At 45.4% G+C, this 20358-nt stretch carries 19 protein-coding genes; 7 read left to right on the plus strand and 12 right to left on the minus strand.

Features of this window, described 5'->3' with window-relative positions; all coding sequences use genetic code 11:
• Window positions 1–113: 113 nt before the first annotated feature.
• The 3 genes from ACFQ1X_RS14695 to ACFQ1X_RS14705 form a co-directional block, all read right to left on the minus strand.
• Window positions 114–758 (minus strand): NAD(P)-dependent oxidoreductase, encoded by a 645-nt coding sequence (locus ACFQ1X_RS14695; protein WP_144839635.1) that lies wholly within the window; start codon window positions 756–758, stop codon window positions 114–116.
• Between the two features lie 37 nt (window positions 759–795).
• Entirely contained in the window at window positions 796–1794 is a 999-nt protein-coding gene (locus ACFQ1X_RS14700; protein ID WP_144839398.1) for a cation diffusion facilitator family transporter, read from the minus strand.
• A 129-nt stretch (window positions 1795–1923) separates the two neighbouring features.
• Window positions 1924–2658, minus strand: a complete 735-nt coding sequence (locus ACFQ1X_RS14705; RefSeq protein ID WP_144839400.1) for an MBL fold metallo-hydrolase — start codon at window positions 2656–2658, stop codon at window positions 1924–1926.
• 636 nt (window positions 2659–3294) lie between these two features.
• Between ACFQ1X_RS14705 and ACFQ1X_RS14710 the strand changes: the two genes are divergently transcribed.
• The 3 genes from ACFQ1X_RS14710 (at window position 3295) to ACFQ1X_RS14720 (ending at window position 5281) form a co-directional block, all read left to right on the plus strand.
• Window positions 3295–3621 carry a general stress protein gene (locus tag ACFQ1X_RS14710; RefSeq protein WP_144839402.1) on the plus strand — a complete coding sequence of 109 codons (327 nt, stop codon included), beginning with the start codon at window positions 3295–3297 and terminating at the stop codon, window positions 3619–3621.
• Window positions 3622–3827: 206 nt separating this feature from the next.
• Complete coding sequence (locus tag ACFQ1X_RS14715) at window positions 3828–4889, plus strand: YkvI family membrane protein (RefSeq protein WP_144839404.1); 1062 nt, start codon at window positions 3828–3830, stop codon at window positions 4887–4889.
• A gap of 98 nt (window positions 4890–4987) precedes the next feature.
• A complete protein-coding gene (locus ACFQ1X_RS14720; RefSeq protein ID WP_144839637.1) occupies window positions 4988–5281 on the plus strand; it encodes a DUF3219 family protein in 294 nt (97 codons plus the stop codon).
• A gap of 151 nt (window positions 5282–5432) precedes the next feature.
• On the opposite strand, the gene ACFQ1X_RS14725 is transcribed toward ACFQ1X_RS14720, so the two are convergent.
• From ACFQ1X_RS14725 to glgB, 5 genes are read right to left on the minus strand one after another with little or no spacing between them, the layout of a single operon-like run.
• Window positions 5433–6242, minus strand: a complete 810-nt coding sequence (locus tag ACFQ1X_RS14725; RefSeq protein ID WP_144839406.1) for an SDR family oxidoreductase — start codon at window positions 6240–6242, stop codon at window positions 5433–5435.
• Window positions 6243–6246: 4 nt separating this feature from the next.
• On the minus strand, window positions 6247–7686 hold the full coding sequence (gene glgA, locus ACFQ1X_RS14730) for a glycogen synthase GlgA (RefSeq protein WP_144839408.1): 1440 nt from the start codon (window positions 7684–7686) through the stop codon (window positions 6247–6249).
• Window positions 7683–8705, minus strand: coding sequence for a GlgC family sugar phosphate nucleotidyltransferase (locus ACFQ1X_RS14735; RefSeq protein WP_144839410.1), 1023 nt, complete (start codon window positions 8703–8705; stop codon window positions 7683–7685). Before ACFQ1X_RS14735 ends, glgA begins: the two co-directional genes overlap by 4 nt.
• Window positions 8683–9849 carry a glucose-1-phosphate adenylyltransferase gene (locus ACFQ1X_RS14740; protein ID WP_144839412.1) on the minus strand — a complete coding sequence of 389 codons (1167 nt, stop codon included), beginning with the start codon at window positions 9847–9849 and terminating at the stop codon, window positions 8683–8685. The genes ACFQ1X_RS14735 and ACFQ1X_RS14740 overlap by 23 nt, the downstream gene beginning before the upstream one ends.
• Window positions 9846–11729, minus strand: a complete 1884-nt coding sequence (glgB, locus tag ACFQ1X_RS14745) for a 1,4-alpha-glucan branching protein GlgB (protein ID WP_144839414.1) — start codon at window positions 11727–11729, stop codon at window positions 9846–9848. Before glgB ends, ACFQ1X_RS14740 begins: the two co-directional genes overlap by 4 nt.
• A gap of 262 nt (window positions 11730–11991) precedes the next feature.
• On the opposite strand from glgB, the gene ACFQ1X_RS14750 reads away from it, so the two are divergent.
• Window positions 11992–12570, plus strand: coding sequence for an SCO family protein (locus ACFQ1X_RS14750; protein WP_379083218.1), 579 nt, complete (start codon window positions 11992–11994; stop codon window positions 12568–12570).
• 3 nt (window positions 12571–12573) lie between these two features.
• Window positions 12574–12903 carry a hypothetical protein gene (locus ACFQ1X_RS14755; RefSeq protein WP_144839416.1) on the plus strand — a complete coding sequence of 110 codons (330 nt, stop codon included), beginning with the start codon at window positions 12574–12576 and terminating at the stop codon, window positions 12901–12903.
• A 40-nt stretch (window positions 12904–12943) separates the two neighbouring features.
• On the opposite strand, the gene ACFQ1X_RS14760 is transcribed toward ACFQ1X_RS14755, so the two are convergent.
• Both ACFQ1X_RS14760 and ACFQ1X_RS14765 read right to left on the minus strand, forming a co-directional pair.
• Window positions 12944–13993: a lactonase family protein gene (locus tag ACFQ1X_RS14760; RefSeq protein ID WP_144839418.1), complete on the minus strand. Its 1050-nt coding sequence runs from the start codon at window positions 13991–13993 to the stop codon at window positions 12944–12946.
• A 482-nt stretch (window positions 13994–14475) separates the two neighbouring features.
• Window positions 14476–15885 (minus strand): hypothetical protein, encoded by a 1410-nt coding sequence (locus ACFQ1X_RS14765; RefSeq protein WP_144839420.1) that lies wholly within the window; start codon window positions 15883–15885, stop codon window positions 14476–14478.
• 310 nt (window positions 15886–16195) lie between these two features.
• On the opposite strand from ACFQ1X_RS14765, the gene ACFQ1X_RS14770 reads away from it, so the two are divergent.
• Complete coding sequence (locus tag ACFQ1X_RS14770) at window positions 16196–17104, plus strand: proline dehydrogenase family protein (protein ID WP_144839422.1); 909 nt, start codon at window positions 16196–16198, stop codon at window positions 17102–17104.
• A gap of 67 nt (window positions 17105–17171) precedes the next feature.
• Here ACFQ1X_RS14770 and ACFQ1X_RS14775 read toward each other — a convergent pair whose 3' ends face one another.
• The gene (locus ACFQ1X_RS14775) at window positions 17172–18119 is read right to left on the minus strand and encodes a ring-cleaving dioxygenase (protein ID WP_144839424.1); all 948 of its coding nucleotides are present in this window, start codon (window positions 18117–18119) and stop codon (window positions 17172–17174) included.
• 98 nt (window positions 18120–18217) lie between these two features.
• Window positions 18218–18943, minus strand: coding sequence for a hypothetical protein (locus tag ACFQ1X_RS14780; RefSeq protein ID WP_144839426.1), 726 nt, complete (start codon window positions 18941–18943; stop codon window positions 18218–18220).
• 187 nt (window positions 18944–19130) lie between these two features.
• Between ACFQ1X_RS14780 and ACFQ1X_RS14785 the strand changes: the two genes are divergently transcribed.
• Window positions 19131–20126 (plus strand): alpha/beta hydrolase, encoded by a 996-nt coding sequence (locus ACFQ1X_RS14785; RefSeq protein WP_379083224.1) that lies wholly within the window; start codon window positions 19131–19133, stop codon window positions 20124–20126.
• The last annotated feature ends 232 nt before the right edge of the window (window positions 20127–20358 follow it).

Genomic DNA, 20358 nt, shown 5'->3' on the forward strand with positions numbered 1-20358 from the left:
TGAAAGGCATAAGACGGATCAGCAGAGTGGCGTCTTTTGCCACGGCAGCTGAGCTGGCTTATGACCCGAAGAGCTGGGCCGCTGGAGTCTGGACAAAGAAAAGCGGAAGCGCCTTATTCTTTCTCCGCAACTACCGTGAAACGTTTATTGATGTGCCAGCCGTTTTCGATTTCATCGACCATGGCAATTGCGTAATCTTCATAGCTGATATAGCTTTTGCCTTTCCTGTTCACAAGGAAAGCATCTTCACCGATCTGATATTTGCCGGTGCGCTTCCCTTCAGGATCGAAAAATGCGGCGGGGCTCAGGAAGGTCCATCGGACGCCTTCCGACTGTTCCAGATCCGCCAGGTTTTGGGATTGATTTAATGCGACGGCTTTAAAAGCGTTCGTAAATTCGGGAGTGTCGATCAAATGGTTCGTTTTCGCTTCTTCGACAAACAGGTTGCCAGTTCCGCCGACAACCAGCAGCCTTGTGTTCTCTGCATCTTTCAGGGCATTGATAAGGTTACGGCCCGCTTCCACATGCTGTTCCGCTTTTTCAGGAGGTACGCCAAATGCATTGACGACAATGTCGAATTGTTTCAGGTCATTGGAATCGAGGTCAAAAATATCTTTTTCCAAAACGGCGACATCTTGACCTTCAGGAAGCTTTTGTGCATTTCTTACAATCGCCGTTACCTCATGCCCTCGGGATTTCGCTTCCTTCAAAATCAGCTTGCCGGCTTTTCCTGTTGCACCGATGATTCCCACCTTCATTACAACCCCTCCAGTCAATTTTGTTGAATAGAACTGCTCAAGTTGCCCCCCGTTTGCCAGGTTTTTCGATAACCGTTTTTTTCCAGTGGACAATGTTGTCATCCTGGTCAAATTCGATGATAATATCCGTGACATTCGGCACCCGCTTGTTGATTTGCCCTGCAATGTATTCGCGGATTTCATCCGCTTCTTTAACTGTCATCTCCGGGGCTACTTCCACTTTCAGTTCCACATGGAGAGAGTCCCCTTCGCGCACTACATCAATCGTCTGAATATCATTGATTTGCGGATGCTTCATGATTTCATTGCCCATGCGCTCTTCCATATCCAGATCCGCCACGCCAAGGACGCCAGCGGAATTATCAAGGAAAATACGACCTACCACCACGACGAGCATTAACCCGATGATGATGGAGGCATAGCCTGTTGCGCTGTGAAATGATGTGAAGGTGGCAATAACAATTGCAATAAGTGCAAGTACCGCACCCCCGACTGCGACAAGGTCCTCCAGAAACACAAGTTTTGTTGCAGGATTGGCGGATTTTACATGTTTAAAAGCCATTGGAACAATTTTCAGCCCTTTTGTTTGTTCTTTCGGGATGTTATGGGTGATCTCTTTCATAGCTTTATGCAAAACGAATAATTCCAAAACGATTGCTAATCCCAAAACTCCGACATTCAGCCAAAACCAATCTTCAGAATGGGCACCGGATTGGATGTGATGAATCCCTTCCACAATCGTTTCATAAGCAAGAATCGCAACAATCAGCACGGCTCCCAGAAGAACCAGATTCACCAGTCGCCCGAAGCCACCAGGAAAACGTTCGGTCGGGCTTTTTTTGCTGAGTCCTGAACCGATGAAAACGAAAAACTGATTGGCCGCGTCACCGAAGCTGTGCATCATTTCGGCGAACATTGCAACGTTACCGGTAATCAGATAAGCAGCTGTTTTAATAATGCCAAGAACCGTATTTATAATGGCTGCCCATAAAGCCGATTTGGCTCCAAATTTCATCAAACCGAATAATTCCCTCATAATAAACCTTGCCCCTTTCAATACCTTCTCTATTACTAACTTCCCATTAATGAAGAGGAAAACACCTTTCCTATAAAAAATTTTCACAATATTAGGAAGTCGGTCCATTATTATCGGAATTTCATTAACTCAGATCCGGTAAGTTTTGCCGATCTCTGCAAATTCTACAGCTCCGGAAAAAGTTTGTTTTGCGGATGCCAGGATTTCTTCAATATCACCGTATTGCGGCAGGTGGGTCAACACCATTTGTTTCACGCCGGCTCTGGTTGCGAGTTCACCCGCCTGCCTGCCGCTCATATGTCCCTGGATGATTCCGACATATTTTTCATAGAGGTTTGATTCGGCAGCGATAAAATCGGCACCTTTCGCAAAGTCGACGAGTTCATCCTTCCAGGCAGTATCTGCCGTAAACACGGCTGACTTTCCATTTGAGGTGAATTTCAGCGCCAGACAATAAACCGGATGGACCGTTTCACAAAAGGATACTTCCCATGGACCGAGTTGGATCGGTTCCGAAACCTGCAGCGCCCTTCCTTCCGTGACTCCTTTATAAGACAGGCTTTCAAAACCGGTGGTGTCCCGATCATGGGCATAAATCGGCAAAGGCGTGTTCCACTCCTTTAATTGCATTCCCACCATCGCCGCATGTTGCAGCACACCGATATCAGCCACGTGATCTGGATGGTAATGGCTGATGATCACTGCATCCAACTCACGTAATTCTGTGTAGTTCTGCACGGCAGACAAAACGCCGCTTCCACAGTCGATCAAACAGCGAAAACCATCCTGCTCGATTAAAAACGAGGAAGTCGCTTCATTTTTATTGGGATAACCGCCCCAAATTCCGATTGTTGTGATGTCCATCTTCACCACTCCTTTTTGTAATATTTTCTCTATTATAAACCACTATATTAGTTGAACTAAAGAATCAACATAAATATATCGCTTGGGCGCTATGGATTGAGTCAAGATTATGCTCCTGCGCACTGCTCGTCGCAGAAGAGACAAAGCAAAGATTATGCTCCTGCGCACTGCTCGTCGCAGAAGAGACAAAGCAAAGATTATGCTCCTGCGCACTGCTCGTCGCAGAAGAGACAAAGCAAAGATTATGCTTCTGTGCAAGCTCGTCGCAAAGGAAGTTGCCGATATGATCGTGGCACCTCCTTGCCTCCCGCAATAAGCTGAGAAGCCCACTCGTCTTATTGATCTGGTCGGCATTCTCCTGCTCAGGAGCCGCGCCGATGCTTAGAGAGTAGCTTTAGATATGGAGCAAAAGAGCGCAGACGCCCAAGGGACCAAGCGAAGTGCTGAGATCCACTCGGGCAAAGTGCAACGAGCCCGAGTTAGCTCAGCGCAAGCCCCCAGGCAAGCAAGCTGTTTTGCGGAATATCGACTACTGAAATTTATTTAGTTCAACTTATATAGTTCCACCGTCACTTGTTTAAGTACCCCGATTTAGTGGTAGAGAATAAGTGGATAGAAAAATTAGGAGGGATTATTTTGACTATTAAAATGACGGTTGAGAACGCACTCCAGGCAAAAACAGAAATTGAAAAACTTGAAACGCAAGGATTCACTCATGACGATATTTATGTATTCGCTCATGATAAAAAACGCCAGAAAGACGTGACGAATGCTTTGGATACAGACAGTGTCGGCATGAAGGAACAAGGCTTCCTGGACAGCATGAAGAATATGACAAGCTCTCGGGGCGATGAACTTCGTACGAAAATGGAAGGTGCCGGCCTGACCAAACAGGAAGCCGAAGATTACGAAGAAGAGCTCGATAAAGGGAAATTAGTGATCATTGCAAACAAAGACAATTAAACCGCATGTTGGAAGGAGAGGGTGCCTGAAAATGGGCTCCCTCTTTTTTTTATTGCACAAAGCTTAATTAGTGTTTTAAATGTTCTTACAATAATAATTTTTATAAAATAGTATAGAATTTTCAAATATATTTTGTCAAAACGCTATTTTTTTGCTATATTTACATAAGTTTTAACTTCAAGTTTACGCACATCAAGGGGGACCTCATGAAGAAAAGTTTGAAAATTGGCAGCGCTTTTATAGGTATTATTGTCGGGGCGGGTTTTGCATCCGGCCAGGAAATACTTCAATATTTTACGAGTTTCGGTTTTTTGGGCATTTTAGGCGCTATTTTGGCCACTGCGCTCTTCGCCTATATGGGGATGAGTCTGACGAGACTCGGCAGCCGCATGCAAACCACTTCCCATAAAGAAGCTGTTTATGGCATCGGCGGCAAAATAGGCGGATTTATCATGGACGCCATTATCATTCTGACATTATTCGGCGTTGGTGTTGTCATGATTGCTGGAGCCGGCTCCATTTTTTCTCAGCAATTCGGCTTGCCGGCAGTTCTGGGGAATACTGTTATGGCTTTGATCGTCATGGGCACCATCATGCTCAATGTCAAAAAGATCATCGCCATTATCGGCAGCATCACACCATTCCTTGTAGTTATGGTCATTGGTCTTGCCATCTACAGCCTGTTGACGATGGATGCTTCTTTTGCAACATTGGAACCGATTGCAAAAGAGCAGGATTCCGCTTTGTCCAATTGGTTTTACTCAGCAATCAATTACGTGTCGTTCAATATAGCTGTCGGCGCTTCCATGGCAATTGTCATGGGCGGTTCGGAAAAAGATGAAAAAATTGCTGCACGAGGCGGCTTCATCGGCGGACTCGGACTCGGCGTCCTGATTATCCTGAGCCATTTGGCCATTTTTTCAGCCGTCGACCAGGTAGGCACCTCGGATATGCCGATTCTTCAGATGGCCAATGATATTTCACCGATTCTCGGGATCTTTATTTCGTTGATTTTATTCGCCATGATTTACAATACGGCAGTCAGCATGCTGTTTTCGTTTACAGCCCGTTTCGCTGAAATGAATACCAAGCGATTCAACATCACGGTCATCATCGTGGTCACACTTGCTTATTCCCTAAGTTTCAGAGGGTTTACTGAACTTGTTGGCCAGTTTTATCCGTATATCGGATACATGGGGTTATTCCTTGTCATTACACTTGTTGTGACAAATATCCGCTACACGCTCAATAAAAAAGCGCAAGCTTAAAAAATGAACCGTCAAATCCTCGCAAAAGGTTTTGGCGGTTTTTTCATGTTAAAATTTATGTACAGAAATTTTGAAAAGGCGGTGTCTTCTTGGAAACAATGGTATGGATTGATGATACACAGATTAAGGCAACAGGTTTCAAACATGAACAATTGAGCGTTTCGGATACGGAAGATGATGTTCGGAAGATTTCATTTTCATTTCAGGTAAACAGCGAGGAATATCATGATGTGGCGGTCCTTCTATATAAAAACGACTTTCAGGTTCGTGTGCCGGAACTGGATATAGCGTTTTCTGCGACCATCCATAATTATGCGACAGACCGAACGGATTTATATAAAGCGGATCAAGTGGCTGATTATTATTTGGAGCTCATTGAAAAGTCCCGCTGAAATTGAACGCCCTGGACCGAATCCGGTCCAGGGCGTTCGTTATCTTATTGCCGTTTGTATTTGCTGCCTTTGCTGTTCATCTTTAAGTTTCCAGTCATATCATTTGCCAGCCGTTCTTTGCGTTTCCGTTCGCCTTCCGCCGGATCGTGTGTTATGTCGACATATAATCTCCGCCATTCATATGGAGGAATTGGCCCGTCATGTAGGAATTTTGTGGATCCGCTAAAAGCACATATGCCTTTACCAGCTCGTAAGGCTGCCCGGGGCGCCCCGCTGGAACGTCTTCCCCAAAGTCATCCGCAACGTCAGGGTTCAGATCGCCGAATGTCTTGGTGATCAGCGGCGTCCAGATCGGACCGGGTGCGATACCGTTTACGGCTATTTCTTCGCGGACGAGGCGACGTGCCAGTGACCGCGTCATCGCCACCATTGCACCGTTTGCACCGGAATAATCGATCAGGTCGGAATGTCCGCGGTAGGCATTGATGGATGCAGTATTGATGATTCTCGAACCTTTTTTCAGATGCGGCAAAGCCGCCCTGACCAAGTAGAACATCGCGAAAGCCTTGATTTCGAATGTCTTCAGCAATTGTTCATCACTTATATCGAGCGGGGAAGTCTGCGGATATTGATAACCCGCATTATTGACGAGTATATCGATTTGGCCGTATGACTCGAGTGTAAACCGGACAAGTTCATCGCATTCTTCCGATTTCCCCAAATCTCCCTGAAACGCTTTTGCGTCACCGCCGTATTTTTCAATTGCCGCGATTGTCGCTTCGGCGCCTGATTCGTTTCCTTTATAGCCGATGACAATTTTAGCGCCTTCCTTGGCATAGGCAATCGCCACTGCCTGGCCGATGCCGCTGCTGGCACCGGTAATGATCGCCACCTTCCCCTCAAGCACTCCGCCGGCTTTATAATCAGCTAAATCTGTATTGTCGAATGATTTATCTGCCATGGAATCACCTTTCCCTTACCAGGTTCTTGTAAAGCTCTTCATAAACTTTTGCGGATCGTTTCCAGGAATAATCCGCTTTAATGCCATTTTGTTTGATTGCTTCCCAATGTTCCGATTCCCGATACAGCAACAAAGCACGTTCCAACGCTTCATCAAAAGGCGAGTTCCGGGTGAAATCACTCAGGAAGCCGTTGCCCGTTTGGTTGTTGCGATCATATTCGATGACCGTATCTTTCAAGCCCCCTGTTTTGTTTGCTACCGGGACCGTGCCATAGCGCATTGAAATAAGCTGGCTCAAACCACACGGTTCAAAGTGCGACGGCATCAGGAAAATATCGGCGCCCGCATAGAGCTGGTGGGCCAAATCTTCATTAAACCCGATATGTACCGCCACTTTATCCGGAAATTGCCGCGCCAAGTCCAGGAAAAATTCTTCATACTTCTCTTCTCCCGAACCAAGCAGAGCAAATTGCAGTTCATTGGATTCCAGCAGCGCAGGCAGAGTTGCTTCCAAAACATCGATTCCTTTTTGCCCGGAAAGTCGTGATATCATGACAGTTAATGGAATATGCCCTTTTATGGGCAAAGCCATTGAGGATTGTGCGGCACGTTTATTCACTGCCTTCCCTTCAATAGAGGTTTGATCAAATTCCATTTCAATCGACAGATCGGTGGCAGGATTATAAATATCTGTATCCAGGCCGTTCAGGATTCCGGCCAGATCCTCTTCACGTTTTTGGAGAATCGTCTCCAATCCTTCCCCGTATTTCGCAGTCAGTATTTCATCCCGGTAGGACGGGCTTACGGTCGTCACTTTATCGGCGTATAGAATGCCGGTTTTCAACATATTGTAATTGCCGTTCCATTCAATTGCGCTGCCTTCAAATTGATCCACTTCGATTCCGAAGCTCTCGGTGAAGACCGATTGTTGAAAAGCTCCCTGAAACTGGAGGTTGTGGATGGTCAATACCGTCTTGACCGCCGCTCCCAAACTCTTGAATCTATTGTCTTCCTTCAGTAAAAACGGCACGACTGCAGCATGCCAATCGTGGACATGGATAATATCCGCTTTGAGTTTCAGCTGTTCCATAACGGTTAATACGGCAATATTAAAAAAACCGAAACGCTCGCCGTCATCGGCTTCGCTATATACTTGAGGCTGCCCATAATATTCCTCGTTGCCAAGGAATAAATAGCGTACATTTTCACTTCGGTATTGATAGACGTCGCACATCTGTTGTTTACCATAAAAAGGAACTGAAACTTTTTCAAGCAATGAAAACTTCTTAACGAATTCATCCGGTATCAACCCATATTTCGGCATGAATACGGTGACATCGTGACCATACTCCACCAATTCCTTCGGCAAAGCCCCCATCACATCCGCGAGCCCGCCAGTTTTAGCGAACGGCACACATTCCGACGCTGTCATTATAATTTTCATACCATATCTCCCTCTGACACAACGCTGCCTTTTCGGATCACCATCGGCTTTTCTTTTGACCCGTGGATGACGCTTCCTGCCTTGATATAGGCATCTTTGTCTGCAATTACATATTGCAGATCGCAATTTTCTTCGATTACGCATTTCTGCATGATGATACATTTATCGACCTTTGAATTCTTTCCAATTTCCGCCGCGCGCCCGAGAATGCTGTCTGTTACTTCCCCTTCGAGCATGCTGCCGTTCGCTACCAGCGATCTTTTGACAGAAGAACCCTTCAAATACTTGGTTGGTGGTTCATCCTTGGTTTTCGTATAAATCGGCCGTTCCGGCAAAAACAGTTCCCGCCAGATTTTCTCGGACAATAAAGCCAGCGATTCATTGAAATAGCTGTCCATCGAATTGATCAGCACAAAATAGCCATCGTATTTGTACTGCGCGAATGTATAGGGTTTTTTCTTCAAGTTCACAATATCTTCCACGCTCACTACTCGCGTTTCGCGGAATTCCTTGATCATCTTCAATAATAAATCCTTCGAAAGGATGTACGATTTCATGCATTCCCCTTCCCGGACAGCTTCCGTAATATCCGCACCCGACGCCAAATGCATATCGAGCATCTCATTATAATCGAGTTGGGAAATCGAAAATGCACTGGTCAACAAAATATAGGGCTGTGTGCTTTTATTGAAAAAACTGAGATGGTCTTCGAGCGCGGCAAATGAGCCCACCCCCAATTGATCGCCTTCCCGCTGCGAGGTGGGCAGAAAATAAAGCCCGTTTCTTCGCCTGTCAAGATCCCAGCTTTTCCCTTTTCCTATGTGATCGAGCAGCGAAACACTGCCTTGAGGTGCGAAAACCCCTACAGAGCTGATATTCGAATTTACAATACTGGATAAGGCAAAATCGATTAATCGATACCTTCCGGCAAATGGAATAGAAGCGGAAGATCTGTACATCGCCAACTCTTTCAATCCTGGAACAGTTACTGTCGCATCAATTACCGCGGCTAAGCGCATTGTCTTCACGTCCTTCCCAATTACCGATCGTTTGCATGGTCAATAAAGTAATTTCCCCGTCCTTTTTTTGCAGCTCAAAGTTGGCGGGCACTTCAAGATCAGGTGTTATGATTGCGCGCCTGATTTTCGCGCCTGCACCGATGACCGTTCCCGCCATCACTACGCATTCATCCACTTCAGCTCCCTCTTTGATGTGGACACCCTGCGATATGATGGACCTTCTTACTTTGCCTTCAATGATGCACCCTTCATTTACAAGAGATTCCTGAATATCACAAGTGGCTGTCACAACCTGGGGTGGCAATTGCGGATTGGAAGAAAAAATTCTCCATGCCGGGTCATGCAGCACCAAACCGGAGTCCAGGTCCAGTAAATCCATATTCGACTCCCAAAGGCTATCTACCGTTCCGACATCCTTCCAATATCCTTCATAGCGGTAAGCCATCATTTTTTCACCGTTTTCAAGCATCGCCGGAATGATATCTTTACCGAAATCATGTGTTGAATCTTCTTGTTCAACATCGCTGATCAAATATTCCTTCAACTTTTCATAATTAAAAATATAAACTCCCATCGAGGCCAAATTGCTTTTCGGATTTTTTGGTTTTTCCACAAAATTTTTAACTTGCAAGTTGTCATCCGTCTCCATCAGCCCGAACCGGCTGGCTTCTTCCCACGGCACTTCGATAACGGAAATGGTCACATCCGCCTGCTGTTTTTGATGATAATCAAGCATATGCATATAATTCATCTTATATATATGGTCTCCTGACAGAATCAGCACGTATTCCGGATCATGTGCCTCCAGGAACTTCAAATTCTGGAAAATTGCATTTGCTGTTCCGTCATACCATTTGATGCCGTCAGCTTCCGCATAAGGAGGGAGCATTGTCACACCGCCATCTCGGCGGTCAAGGTCCCAGGGTGTGCCCAGGCCAATATACTGGTGCAAGAGATGTGGTTGATATTGGGTTAAAACGCCGACCGTATGAATTTCTGAATTTGTGCAATTGGATAGCGGAAAATCGATGATACGATATTTTCCGCCGAATGGGATCGCCGGTTTCGCCACTGCATAGGTCAATTCCTTCAACCTGGTACCTTGTCCACCGGCCAACAGCATCGCAACAATTTGTTTCTTCAATCTACTTCACTCCTTTTCTCACTCATTTTCCAGATAGACATTGTATATTCCTTCAATGGAATGACTATCGATTTTTCCTGGCCATCAGCCTCAACATTTTCAACTGGCACCGGAAAAGCAGCAATTTCTTCCGTCCCTCCATATTGGGATGAAGCGCTTGAGAAAACTTCCCGGTATTCACCCGCTTGTGGCACACCGACACGGAAATCGGGATAATTATTATGCGAGAAATTACAAAGGATTACACATTCATCCTGCAAATTTCTTCCTCTTCGTACAAAAGAGATAACGCTTTGTTCATGGTTATCCGCATCAAGCCAGGAAAAACCGTCAGGGTGTTCATCCAATTGATGCAGTGCAAGCTCATTTTTATACAGCATCAACAGGTCTTTCATAAATAGCGCCACCCGCTTATGCGGCTCAGTTTCCAGAGAAGCCCAGTCCAGCTGGGGTTTGAATTCCCATTCATCAAAATGGCCGAACTCCTGGCCCATGAACAGAAGCTTTTTACCTGGATGAGTGATCCAAAAGCCGAGTAACAGTCGTAATTGGGCAAACTTCTCCATCAGTGTTCCGGGTAATTTATTCAATAAAGATTTTTCGCCGTGCACCACTTCATCGTGTGAAAAAGCCAGAATATAGCGTTCATCGTAATGATACATCAGCGAAAAATTCATCTTGCTGTGGTTATCCGGCCTCTCCAACGAAGGTTTTTTCATATATTCGAGTGTGTCATGCATCCAGCCGAAATTCCATTTGTAGTCAAACCCAACTCCGCCCTCGTCTGCCTCATGGGTGACTTTCGGATGGTTCCATGCATCTTCGGCAATCAAAATAATAGCGGGAAATTTTTTCTTGAGGCTTGCCACCAAAGTTTTTAAAAAGTTCTTGCCTTCATCATTAAAGGCAAGAGACTCATCGTTCGGGATAAAAAGCTGTGTGATCACTGCGTCCATACGGAAGCCATCAAACTTGAATTCTTCAATCCAATAACGGGCACTCGACAACAGGAAGCTGACCACTTCCCCTTTTCGAATATCAAAATTCAATGTCCCCCAATCAGGATTCACTCTTCGGTCTGCTCTTGATTCTTCATAAAGCGGCTTGCCATTAAACAGGGAAAGCGCAAACGCGTCACTGCAGAAATGGCCGGGAATCCAATCCAAAAAAAGTCCGATCCCATTTTCCGTACATGCTGACACAAAGTATTTCAGGTCATCAGCGGTTCCATAGCGGATTGTCGGTGCAAAATAACCCGTTGCCTGATAGCCCCAGGACTCGTCGAGAGGATGTTCGGTAATCGGCATAATTTCGATGTGGGTAAAACCCATGCTTTTTACGTATGGCACCAATTCGTGGGCAAGTTCCCGGTAATTCATGAAAGCTCCCTGCTTATTCCGTTTCCATGTGCCGATATGCAGCTCATAGATTGCCATCGGCTTTTCAAAATGATTCTCTGCGATTCCTTCTTTCAGCTGCATAGCGGATTCATTCCATTCGTGCAGCGACTGCTCCGGAATCACAGATTTTGTATTTGGCCGCATTTCTCCCTGTCTGGCATAAGGATCGGATTTCTCCAGCAGTTCACCGTTCGGCAACAGAATTTCATAAATATACGAAAATCCTGTAAAATCTTCAGCGACGAATGTTTGCCAAATTGTGTCATCGTGTAGCATCCTGTCCATTACATAAGTCTTCTTTTCGCCGGTATGAGGATTGAACAACACAACCTTCACTCCTTCAACTTCCGGTACCCATAGCGTAAAGGATGTTCCCCCCGCTTCGACCTTCGCCCCGAAGTACAGATAGGCGTCTGTCATAAGGCCAGCATGAAAATCCTCTAATTTCTCTGATGTCAGTTTTTCCTCCCGGATAATCATGAAACCACCTCCTGGCATTGACGCCTTTATTGTCTATCTTCAGTAAATTCTACGCGGCTGTTGATAATCCCTTGTAAATAAACTAAATTTTTTGTAAATTACGTTTTCAATTGATTTACATTTTAATTTACGGGACTCTGTAAAGTACTTATCGGACGTTCGAAATATTTACACATGTTTCTGGAACCTGGTACTTGTTTGGCGGCATTATATCTACTACGCTTAAAGAGATTCATGATAGCTTCAGAAAGGACGGGTAGTATTGCTGAAAACCAAGTGGTTTGCCCTCATAATAATTTCAAGCCTTTTCCTTGTCGGCTGCAGTCAGCAACTGGAAGATTCCGTCAGTTGGGAAATAGAAGATTTCACTTTCACCAATCAGAATAATGAAGACGTCAGCCTATCAGATCTGGAAGGTGAAGTTTGGCTTGCGGATTTCGTTTTCACCAATTGCACCACCGTCTGTTTGCCGATGATGGCGAACATGACTGAACTCCAGGAACAAATGAAACAGGAAGGACTGGATGTAAGAATCGTTTCCTTCAGTGTCGATCCTGCGGTTGACAGTCCCGAAGTATTAAAATCATATGCCGAAAATTACGGCGCGGACCTCAGCAGCTGGGATTTGTTGACCGGCTATTCACCTGAAAAGATCGATGAATTTGCAATGGAGAATTTCAAGAGCCTTGCCAGAAAACCTGAGAACGAAGATCAGGTCGCCCATGGAACATCATTCTATCTTGTTGACCGGGAAGGTGTTATCCGGAAAGATTACGATGGCATCAATCCGCCTGCCGATGAAATTATGAGCGATGCTGAAATTTTGCTGGCGGAGGAATAAGCGATGAAAAAAATGAACATCTGGATTCTACTTGGCCTTGTGGCCGTAATCGCGTTTCTGATTTTCCTGTTCGTGCCGCGTGAAAATGTCCCTCCTCCCAACACACGGGTTGTTCTGGAGCACACTTTCCGCACTTATATTGCTCCGTCCTGCTTCCAGGAAGCAGATGCGACGAATTTCCTTGAAGAGTCAACGCTGCAACAGGCGGAAGAATTGGATTACCCACCACATTCAGACTGTACAATTGACGCTTTTGAAGGAAACACCGAGAGCCGCTTCACGAGCATCTTAAAAGAGTTCGGAGTAATTGAAAAAGAAACAGAGGATTGGTGAACAGAAAAACAGGCACCGGACATTTGTCCGGTGCCTGTTTTTATTTGTCTTTCCGAGTTATGAATTTTACGCACACAGGTGAATCGGTTTGGATTTCCTGTACCAGCTCTGCCGGCCGTCCATTTTCCAATTTCAGCACAATCAGCGAATCTGACTTTTCATTGGCGACAATCAGCCAGTCTCCTCCCGGAACCAATGAGAAATGACGGGGGCCGCTTCCTCCGCTGCTGGTGAATTCGGGGCTGTGCAGTTTGCCGGCTGCATCAATTTCAAAAGAGACGATGCTGTCATGGCCCCTGTTTGAAGCGTATAAAATTTTACCGTCTTCAGACACGGCCACTTCGGCTGCGGTGTTTTCTCTGTCATATGCTTTGGGCAGCAACGACACACGCTGCACATTCGAAATTTCATTGTCCTGATCAAACGAATAGACCGTTACAGTAGAGTCCAGTTCCCCCAATGAATAGAACACCGGTTTCTCCGGATGATATGCCAGATGCCTCGGCCCGCTCCCGCCTTCTGCAGCAAGCGCCTGTTGCAGCGAGAGTTTTCCGGTTTCAGCATCCAGCTGGTAGAAGTAAATTGCGTCTGTTCCGAGGTCCGATACGGCGAACAGATCCTTTTCCGGCACCTGGATAACGGAATGCGGATGGGCTGCATCCTGCCGTTCCTTGTTTGGCCCGGAGCCTTCATGCTGCACAGAATCTGTCTGTCCCCCAATTGTATTGTCGTTTTCAAGCCGGAACACATTCACATTGCCGCCGGAATAATTGACGGACAGCAGCCATTTGCCGCTGCGGTCGATCGTGACGTAAGCGGGGTGGTCCCCATTGCCTCCGCTGCGGCTGTGTTCTTTTATCGTTCCCTCATCCTTTTTTACCTCATAAGACACAAGTTCCCCATTAAAATCTTCACTGCCTGAAACAAACATCTCCCGTGATGGATGGACTGTAAGAAACGATGGCCGTTCAATTCCGCTGACACCTGCAATCTCTTTTAATTCACCTGCATCCGTGTCGAACTGCCAAAGCTTGACGCCCTCTTCGTCCCTGCTCGCATAAGACCCTGAAAGTAAATGAAGAATAACCAAACAAACTCCCCCTTCTGCATCGCCGATTCTTACACACCCCGGCTAAAGTTATATACAGCCTACCAAAACCAACCATTTCCGCCAAGTAAATATGCTGAATTAATAAAGCTATGCTACTGGATATTCCGCAAAACAGCTTGCTTTCCGGGGGGCTCGCGTCGAGCTAACTCGGGGCTGACGCCCGAGTGGATCTCGACACTTCGCTTGGTCCCCCAGGAGTCTGCGCTGTTTTGCTCCATATCTAAGAGGTTTCTAGCGAAGTCGCGTTCCAGGACTGGGCGGAGCCATAAGACGAGTGATCTTCTCGGCTTATGGCGGGAGCCAAGGTGTGCCAAACGAAGATGGCACCTCCTTTGCGACGAGCTTGCGCAGGAGCATTATCTTTGCCCTTGTCCAGAGCGACGAAGCGGCATATAAATGGTGGTTCTTTAATTTAACAGATATATTAAAAAATCCACCCTTATGATAGGTGGATTCATTTCTTATAATAGAATACTCGTCTGGATGAACAGCTGGATCATGATGTAGAAAGCAATGGCATATTTCAAATTGAATTGCAGTCCATTCCGTATTCCGCTCAAGCCATTCATGCTGCTTAAAATGATGACCGGCATGACCATAGGAGACAGGATAATGGAAATAACGCTCCCCGACGTCACTGCCAGCACGACCAATTCAGGTGGATAAGGCAAAGACGCACCTTCCAGAATTCCCGTTACCAGAACGATTACCGGCAATGGGCCCAGTCCGATAAATCCCAGAAAGATGAGGATAAAAGGAAGCAGCAGCAATATGTTCAGGAAAGGTACTATTTCAGTCAGATAATTCATTCCATCGATGACATAAGAACCTGCCCCAGATTTATTCAGCGCATAAATCAACAGGCCTGCCGAGAACAAAATGCTGAACTGCTGAACCTGCTTGGAAATGCCACTTGAAAAATATTGCTTGCTATCTTTTACATAATTCCCCATTCTTTTTTTTGCAAGGAAATAAAGGAGTGTCCAAGCCATTATCACCAGCGGAATCACAACGAGAAAATCGATGTTCCAAATCGCCTGCACAATAAAAATCGTGCCGAATAATGATACAAAAAGAAAAACGAATTCGGCTACATCCCAGTTCCATTTTCCGCTGTACCTGGAATTTTTCATAGCTTTTGCAATTTCGGTATTTAAAATTTCCGAAAAATCTTCCTGTCCTTTCTTTTCCTGCCTGTAAGCAAAAACCGCCCCGAGCAGACTTCCACCTGCAGCTGCAGCAAACCCCAGAACGACTGACTTCCATAAAGTTGCTCCAAGGGCCTCCACTGCAAAGATGAAACTCGGAATGCTGATGACCCACAAGGTGGATAAGGCAAATCCACGCAAAATAGCAGTTCCTTTGAAATTTTCCCAGGCTTCACTTTTCTGTTCCTTTAAAAAGGAGTCGATAAAGCCATACATCATAGGTACCGCTCCGAATAACAGGAAGTGGGAAATGATCTGGGTCATCCCCGTCACTCCCAAATAAAACTTACGGCTTTCATTGAGCAAATTATGGCCATAGCTCATAATTTCATCTATATAAGGTTCTTCATTCAGCACCCAACTGATAATGGGCACAATCAGCAATAACGAAATCAGGCTTCGCATCTGCAAAAATCCACTGGCCAGATCATCGATCAGGGAGCCGCCTGTAAAAAGAAGGACGGCAATTGCAATTGTTGTCAGGAAGACCGGCAGCTGCAATTTGTTCAAAGAAAGCAGCGTGAGAGCAAAAACGAGTGTCAGCAGCCCCAATACGGAAAGTACTGTGAGCAAAGCTTCATTGTAGAAAAAATAAGTGACGAAATGCAGTAAAGCATATGCCGATACCGAAAAGGTAAAACCTTTTGCTGCAATACCTTTCATACTCCCACTCCTTTCCGGTTTTATCTAAGAGTTGATATCTATTCTACACCTTTCAAAGCTCCTGAAAAGGCAGTCGTTCTTAAAAAAGACATTAAAATAATTTTTTTAATAAGAATAGTTTTATTTCTGTAATATTTAATGATATGCTGACTTCAAACCATCAATTATAATATATCTGAGATACGAGCGCACAGCGTTTCACTGGACTTCCCTGCAAGAATCCCCACTGAATAAGCTGTATTCAATTCTTCACCGGAGGGCTAGTTTTTCGAGATAAATTAAGTCGTTTGATAGTATAGGAGGAAATATTGTGGGTGTAACAAGAGACTTTTTTATTGCTTTGTCCAAAAACCAATTATTGAACAGCGGTGCAAAAAAATGGGGCTTAAAACTGGGAGCCGGCAAAATGGTAGCCGGCACTGATATTGACAGTGTGATGAAATCGGTTAAAGAATTGAATAGCGTGAGAATCAGTGCAACCATCGACAATCTCGGGGAATTCGTTTACAGCAGAGAAGAAGCAACTGCTGCAAAAGAAAGTATTCTGAATACGATAGAAGCGATTCAAAAACATGGCGTCAATGCACATATGTCGATTAAGCTAACGCAAATCGGCCTTGATATCGATTATGATTTCACCCTTGAAAATATTCGCGAAATTGCAGAGGCAGCTGCAAAATATGATATATTCATCAACCTGGATATGGAAGATTACGCCCACCTCCAGCAGACGCTCGACATTTTGGATGCGCTTCGGATTGAATACCCGAACGTTGGAACAGTGATCCAGGCATACTTGTATCGTTCAGAAAAAGATCTGGAACATTTGAAAGACGTCCGTTTGCGCCTGGTTAAAGGTGCCTACAAAGAAATTCCGGATGTTTCCCTGCAAAGCAAACAGGATATCGATGAAAACTTCCTGAAATTGATCAAACTTCGCCTGCTCGGGAAAGCGTTTACTTCCGTCGCAACCCATGACCATAATGTCATCAATGAAGTGAAGAAATTTGTTGAAGACAACGATATTCCGCACGACCGCTTTGAATTCCAGATGCTTTACGGTTTCCGTACGGAAATGCAGAAGGACCTGGCGGCGGAAGGCTTTGCATTCACCACTTATGTGCCTTTCGGACAAGACTGGTACGCCTACTTTATGAGAAGGCTGGCGGAGCGTCCGCAAAACATCAACCTCGCTCTCCGCGGCATGGTATCGAAATAAATCAATCTTCTATCTAAAAAGGAGCAACGGACAATGTCCGCGGCTCCTTTTATTGTCCAGTTATTTTTTATTTTTTTCCGTCCAAATTCCTAACCTGCAGCGGCGGCAGTTCTTTAGTCAGCCGTTTGCGGATTGGTTCGTATTGTGGCGGAAGCTTTAAGTCCTGCCCCAGGGATTCAAGAGGTTCGTCAAAAGTGAATCCTGGCGGGTCGGTGGCGATTTCAAAAAGGATATCGCCGTATTCACGGAAATAAATCGAATTGAAATAATTCCGGTCTTGCACCGGCGTTACACCGAGCCGCCAATTTTCAATCTTTTCTTTCCAGTCAAGCTGATCGGCATCATCTTCGGCTCGCCACGCAATATGGTGAACGGTGCCGACGCCCATCTGCCCGGTGCCTTGGCGTTCCGTCATCACCTCTATGATATTGCCAATATCAGCAGAGGACCGGAAGCGGATGATGTTTCCTTCTTCACCTATCTTCTCAAGTCCCAGGACCGACTCCAGCAACTCCCATGTTTTTTCGGCGTTGGCTGAAAAGAGCAGGGCTCCCGCGAATCCTTTGATGGCTGTTTCGTCAGTGATGCCGCCGAAATCCCAGGAACTGTTCTTTCCACCCGCTCTTTCCACCAATTCGAGAAGAATACCGTGGGGGTCTTCAAAACCTACATATTTTTCATTGAATCGCTCATGTTCTGTATAAGGGATTTCGAATTTATCCAATCGCTCTTTCCAAAACTCCAAACTGTTTGGAGGTACTGCAAACGCAGTCACCCCCACTTGCCCGTCGCCAATTTTCCCGCGATAGGCGTTACCCCAAGGGAAGAAGGTCATGATGGTGCCTGGTTCCCCTTCGTTATTTCCGAAATAGAGATGATAGGTGTCGGGATCGTCAAAATTGATGGTTTTTTTCGTCATCCGCAATCCCAGCACACCTGCATAGAAATCCACGTTTTCCTGTGGATCTCCAACAATGGCCGTAATATGATGAATGCCTGTGATTTTTTTCTTCATCCCTGTCCACTCCTTTTAGTGAAAACTTTCTTTTTCGCAATCATATCAACCGTTTATCTCGAATTCAAAACAGTAGACTGAATACCTCATTGCAGCGATTATTCCGGTTTATTCTCATTATGTTCCTTTTTCTTAGACTTTACATCGTCTCCAGCTTCTCTCAAATCTTCCACTTGCTCGTTTTTATCCCTTTCGATTTCCGATTTCTTTTGATGTTCTTCCTTTTTGGTATCTGCATTTTCCTCAGCGATATCTTTTTGATGTTCTTTAACTTCTTCAATCTTTTCCATTTCCTCGTGGTATTGCTCTTCCACTTCTGATGTGCCCGGGATGAATGGTTCTTCGTTAAAATCGGTTCTTTTCCCGTAGCGCAGCATTTCATAGATGATCAAACCGTTATTTGGCATACCGTTTGCCGTTTTCATGGGTACGATATCAAACAGCACATAATAGAATGCATAAAAAATAAACCGGTTCCAGAAAGTTGTTCTGTCCTCCAGCATGCCGTTTGCCAGCATGGCATTTATCGTCAAAGCTACAATTACATTTACCAGTATTGGCCCGGCATAAAGCATAATGTAGGGTAATTTCCCTTCTCTTTTCAGGGAATCATAGGAAAACCAACTATATAGATGGTAGTATTTCCGAATATCGAACATACCCACCTTTACTATTCTCGGACCTGAACCAATCGTAAGGCGGGGATTTTTCACCCCTAATATCATACTGATAATCACATAGCCCAATTCGCGCAGGAAAACAACAACAGGAAGAATGATAAACGCCGATATTACCAATGCCAGTAAATCCCCTAATCCAAACATATAGCCCACCCTCTTCATCCACTCATTTAATCATTACCAGTTTATTTACCCGCATCCTTATAAAAGAACCTCAAAATGCACATATTACAAGATTTGGGCAGTTAGTCTCTTTCTTTATTACAATAATTACAGATAGGATGATACTACTAACGATTGGTTGAAAGTCTACGACGTTGGGATGTGTGTTGTGAAAAAGTCCAATAATTTTTTGCCAAATAAAATATTGATTCTCCTTGTGATTACTTTACTATTACTGGCGGCTGCGGCATCGGCAATCGATTTACTCACGTCAAAAGACGCGGCCGCTTCCAAGGAACCTGCCATGTCCGCAGTTTTTGCTCCGCCTCCTTATATAGAAGAAGTCAGAGCCGGAGTTACCGTGGTTTCCGACCTCGTATACGAGGAGGAATCCGGCGCCCTCCTGGATATCTATCTTCCTGAAAATTTGGAGGAGTCTGTACCGGTCATATTATGGATCCACGGCGGCGGATATGTGGGCGGCTCAAAAGACAGCCGGCGTGATTATGCGATGACCCTTGCACATGATGGGTATCTGGTCGCCAATATGGATTATGGCCTTGCACCGGAGCAGCTTTATCCGGGTCCGGTTCTGCAGGCACATGCAGCGCTGGAATATTTGCAGCAGCACGCCGCTGACCTTGGCGGCGATATGAACCGTCTCTTTATCGGAGGCGATTCTGCCGGAGCGCAAATTGCGAGCCAGCTCAGCGCCGTTTTATCAAATAGCGGATTGGCCGATGAAATGGGAATTTTACCGGCCGTCGATTCGGCGAGTCTTCGCGGCGCTTTACTGTTCTGCGGTTTGTATAATATGGGGACAGTCAGAGATACAGGATTTCCGAACATCGATTATTTTTTGAACACATATACCGGCACAGCCCTGTTCGAAAATTATACGGACATACAGGAATTGTCGACGGTCCGGCACATCACTTCAGCTTTCCCTGATACGTTCATTGCGGTCGGAGACGGTGATCCACTGGCATCCCAGTCAGTGGAGCTCGCAAATGCGATCCGGTCACAAGGTATAGAGGCCGAAACGATGTTCTTCGAAGGCACCGATAAAAATCTTCAGCATGAATTCCAGTATGCTTTGGATACACTCGATGCACAGGAAGCATTGATCCGAACCCTGGATTTCCTTTCAATCAAAAGCAGATAAAAAGACTCCAAACACGCGGAAATCCGCTTGTTCGGAGTCTTTTTTCAGTTATTGCCCATTGCATGTTCAGTCGCAGCCGCTTTTGGACTCGGAGCATCAACTATCGATTTACGTCTTGCCGGCAGCATATTTATGAGTGAATATTCTTTTAGAATGGACTCATTTCAGCGCGTTGAAAAAGGCTATCAAGAGGAAAGATAAATGTTAAAATTTTCAGATATTATATCAAAAA

Origin of the sequence: Metaplanococcus flavidus, assembly GCF_042675885.1 — a bacterium.
Lineage (GTDB): Bacteria > Bacillota > Bacilli > Bacillales_A > Planococcaceae > Planococcus > Planococcus flavidus.

Bases quoted from the DNA above. Each gene is read 5' to 3' on its own strand.
- ACFQ1X_RS14735 (WP_144839410.1), bottom strand. From the start codon at position 8,705: ATGCGCTTAGCCGCGGTAATTGATGCGACAGTAACTGTTCCAGGATTG.
- ACFQ1X_RS14720 (WP_144839637.1), top strand. From the start codon at position 4,988: ATGGTATGGATTGATGATACACAGATTAAGGCAACAGGTTTCAAACAT.
- ACFQ1X_RS14755 (WP_144839416.1), top strand. From the start codon at position 12,574: ATGAAAAAAATGAACATCTGGATTCTACTTGGCCTTGTGGCCGTAATC.
- ACFQ1X_RS14780 (WP_144839426.1), bottom strand. From the start codon at position 18,943: ATGTTTGGATTAGGGGATTTACTGGCATTGGTAATATCGGCGTTTATC.
- glgA (WP_144839408.1), bottom strand. From the start codon at position 7,686: ATGAAAATTATAATGACAGCGTCGGAATGTGTGCCGTTCGCTAAAACT.
- ACFQ1X_RS14765 (WP_144839420.1), bottom strand. From the start codon at position 15,885: ATGAAAGGTATTGCAGCAAAAGGTTTTACCTTTTCGGTATCGGCATAT.
- ACFQ1X_RS14775 (WP_144839424.1), bottom strand. From the start codon at position 18,119: ATGAAGAAAAAAATCACAGGCATTCATCATATTACGGCCATTGTTGGA.
- ACFQ1X_RS14700 (WP_144839398.1), bottom strand. From the start codon at position 1,794: ATGAGGGAATTATTCGGTTTGATGAAATTTGGAGCCAAATCGGCTTTA.
- ACFQ1X_RS14725 (WP_144839406.1), bottom strand. From the start codon at position 6,242: ATGGCAGATAAATCATTCGACAATACAGATTTAGCTGATTATAAAGCC.
- ACFQ1X_RS14695 (WP_144839635.1), bottom strand. From the start codon at position 758: ATGAAGGTGGGAATCATCGGTGCAACAGGAAAAGCCGGCAAGCTGATT.
- ACFQ1X_RS14705 (WP_144839400.1), bottom strand. From the start codon at position 2,658: ATGGACATCACAACAATCGGAATTTGGGGCGGTTATCCCAATAAAAAT.
- glgB (WP_144839414.1), bottom strand. From the start codon at position 11,729: ATGATTATCCGGGAGGAAAAACTGACATCAGAGAAATTAGAGGATTTT.
- ACFQ1X_RS14715 (WP_144839404.1), top strand. From the start codon at position 3,828: ATGAAGAAAAGTTTGAAAATTGGCAGCGCTTTTATAGGTATTATTGTC.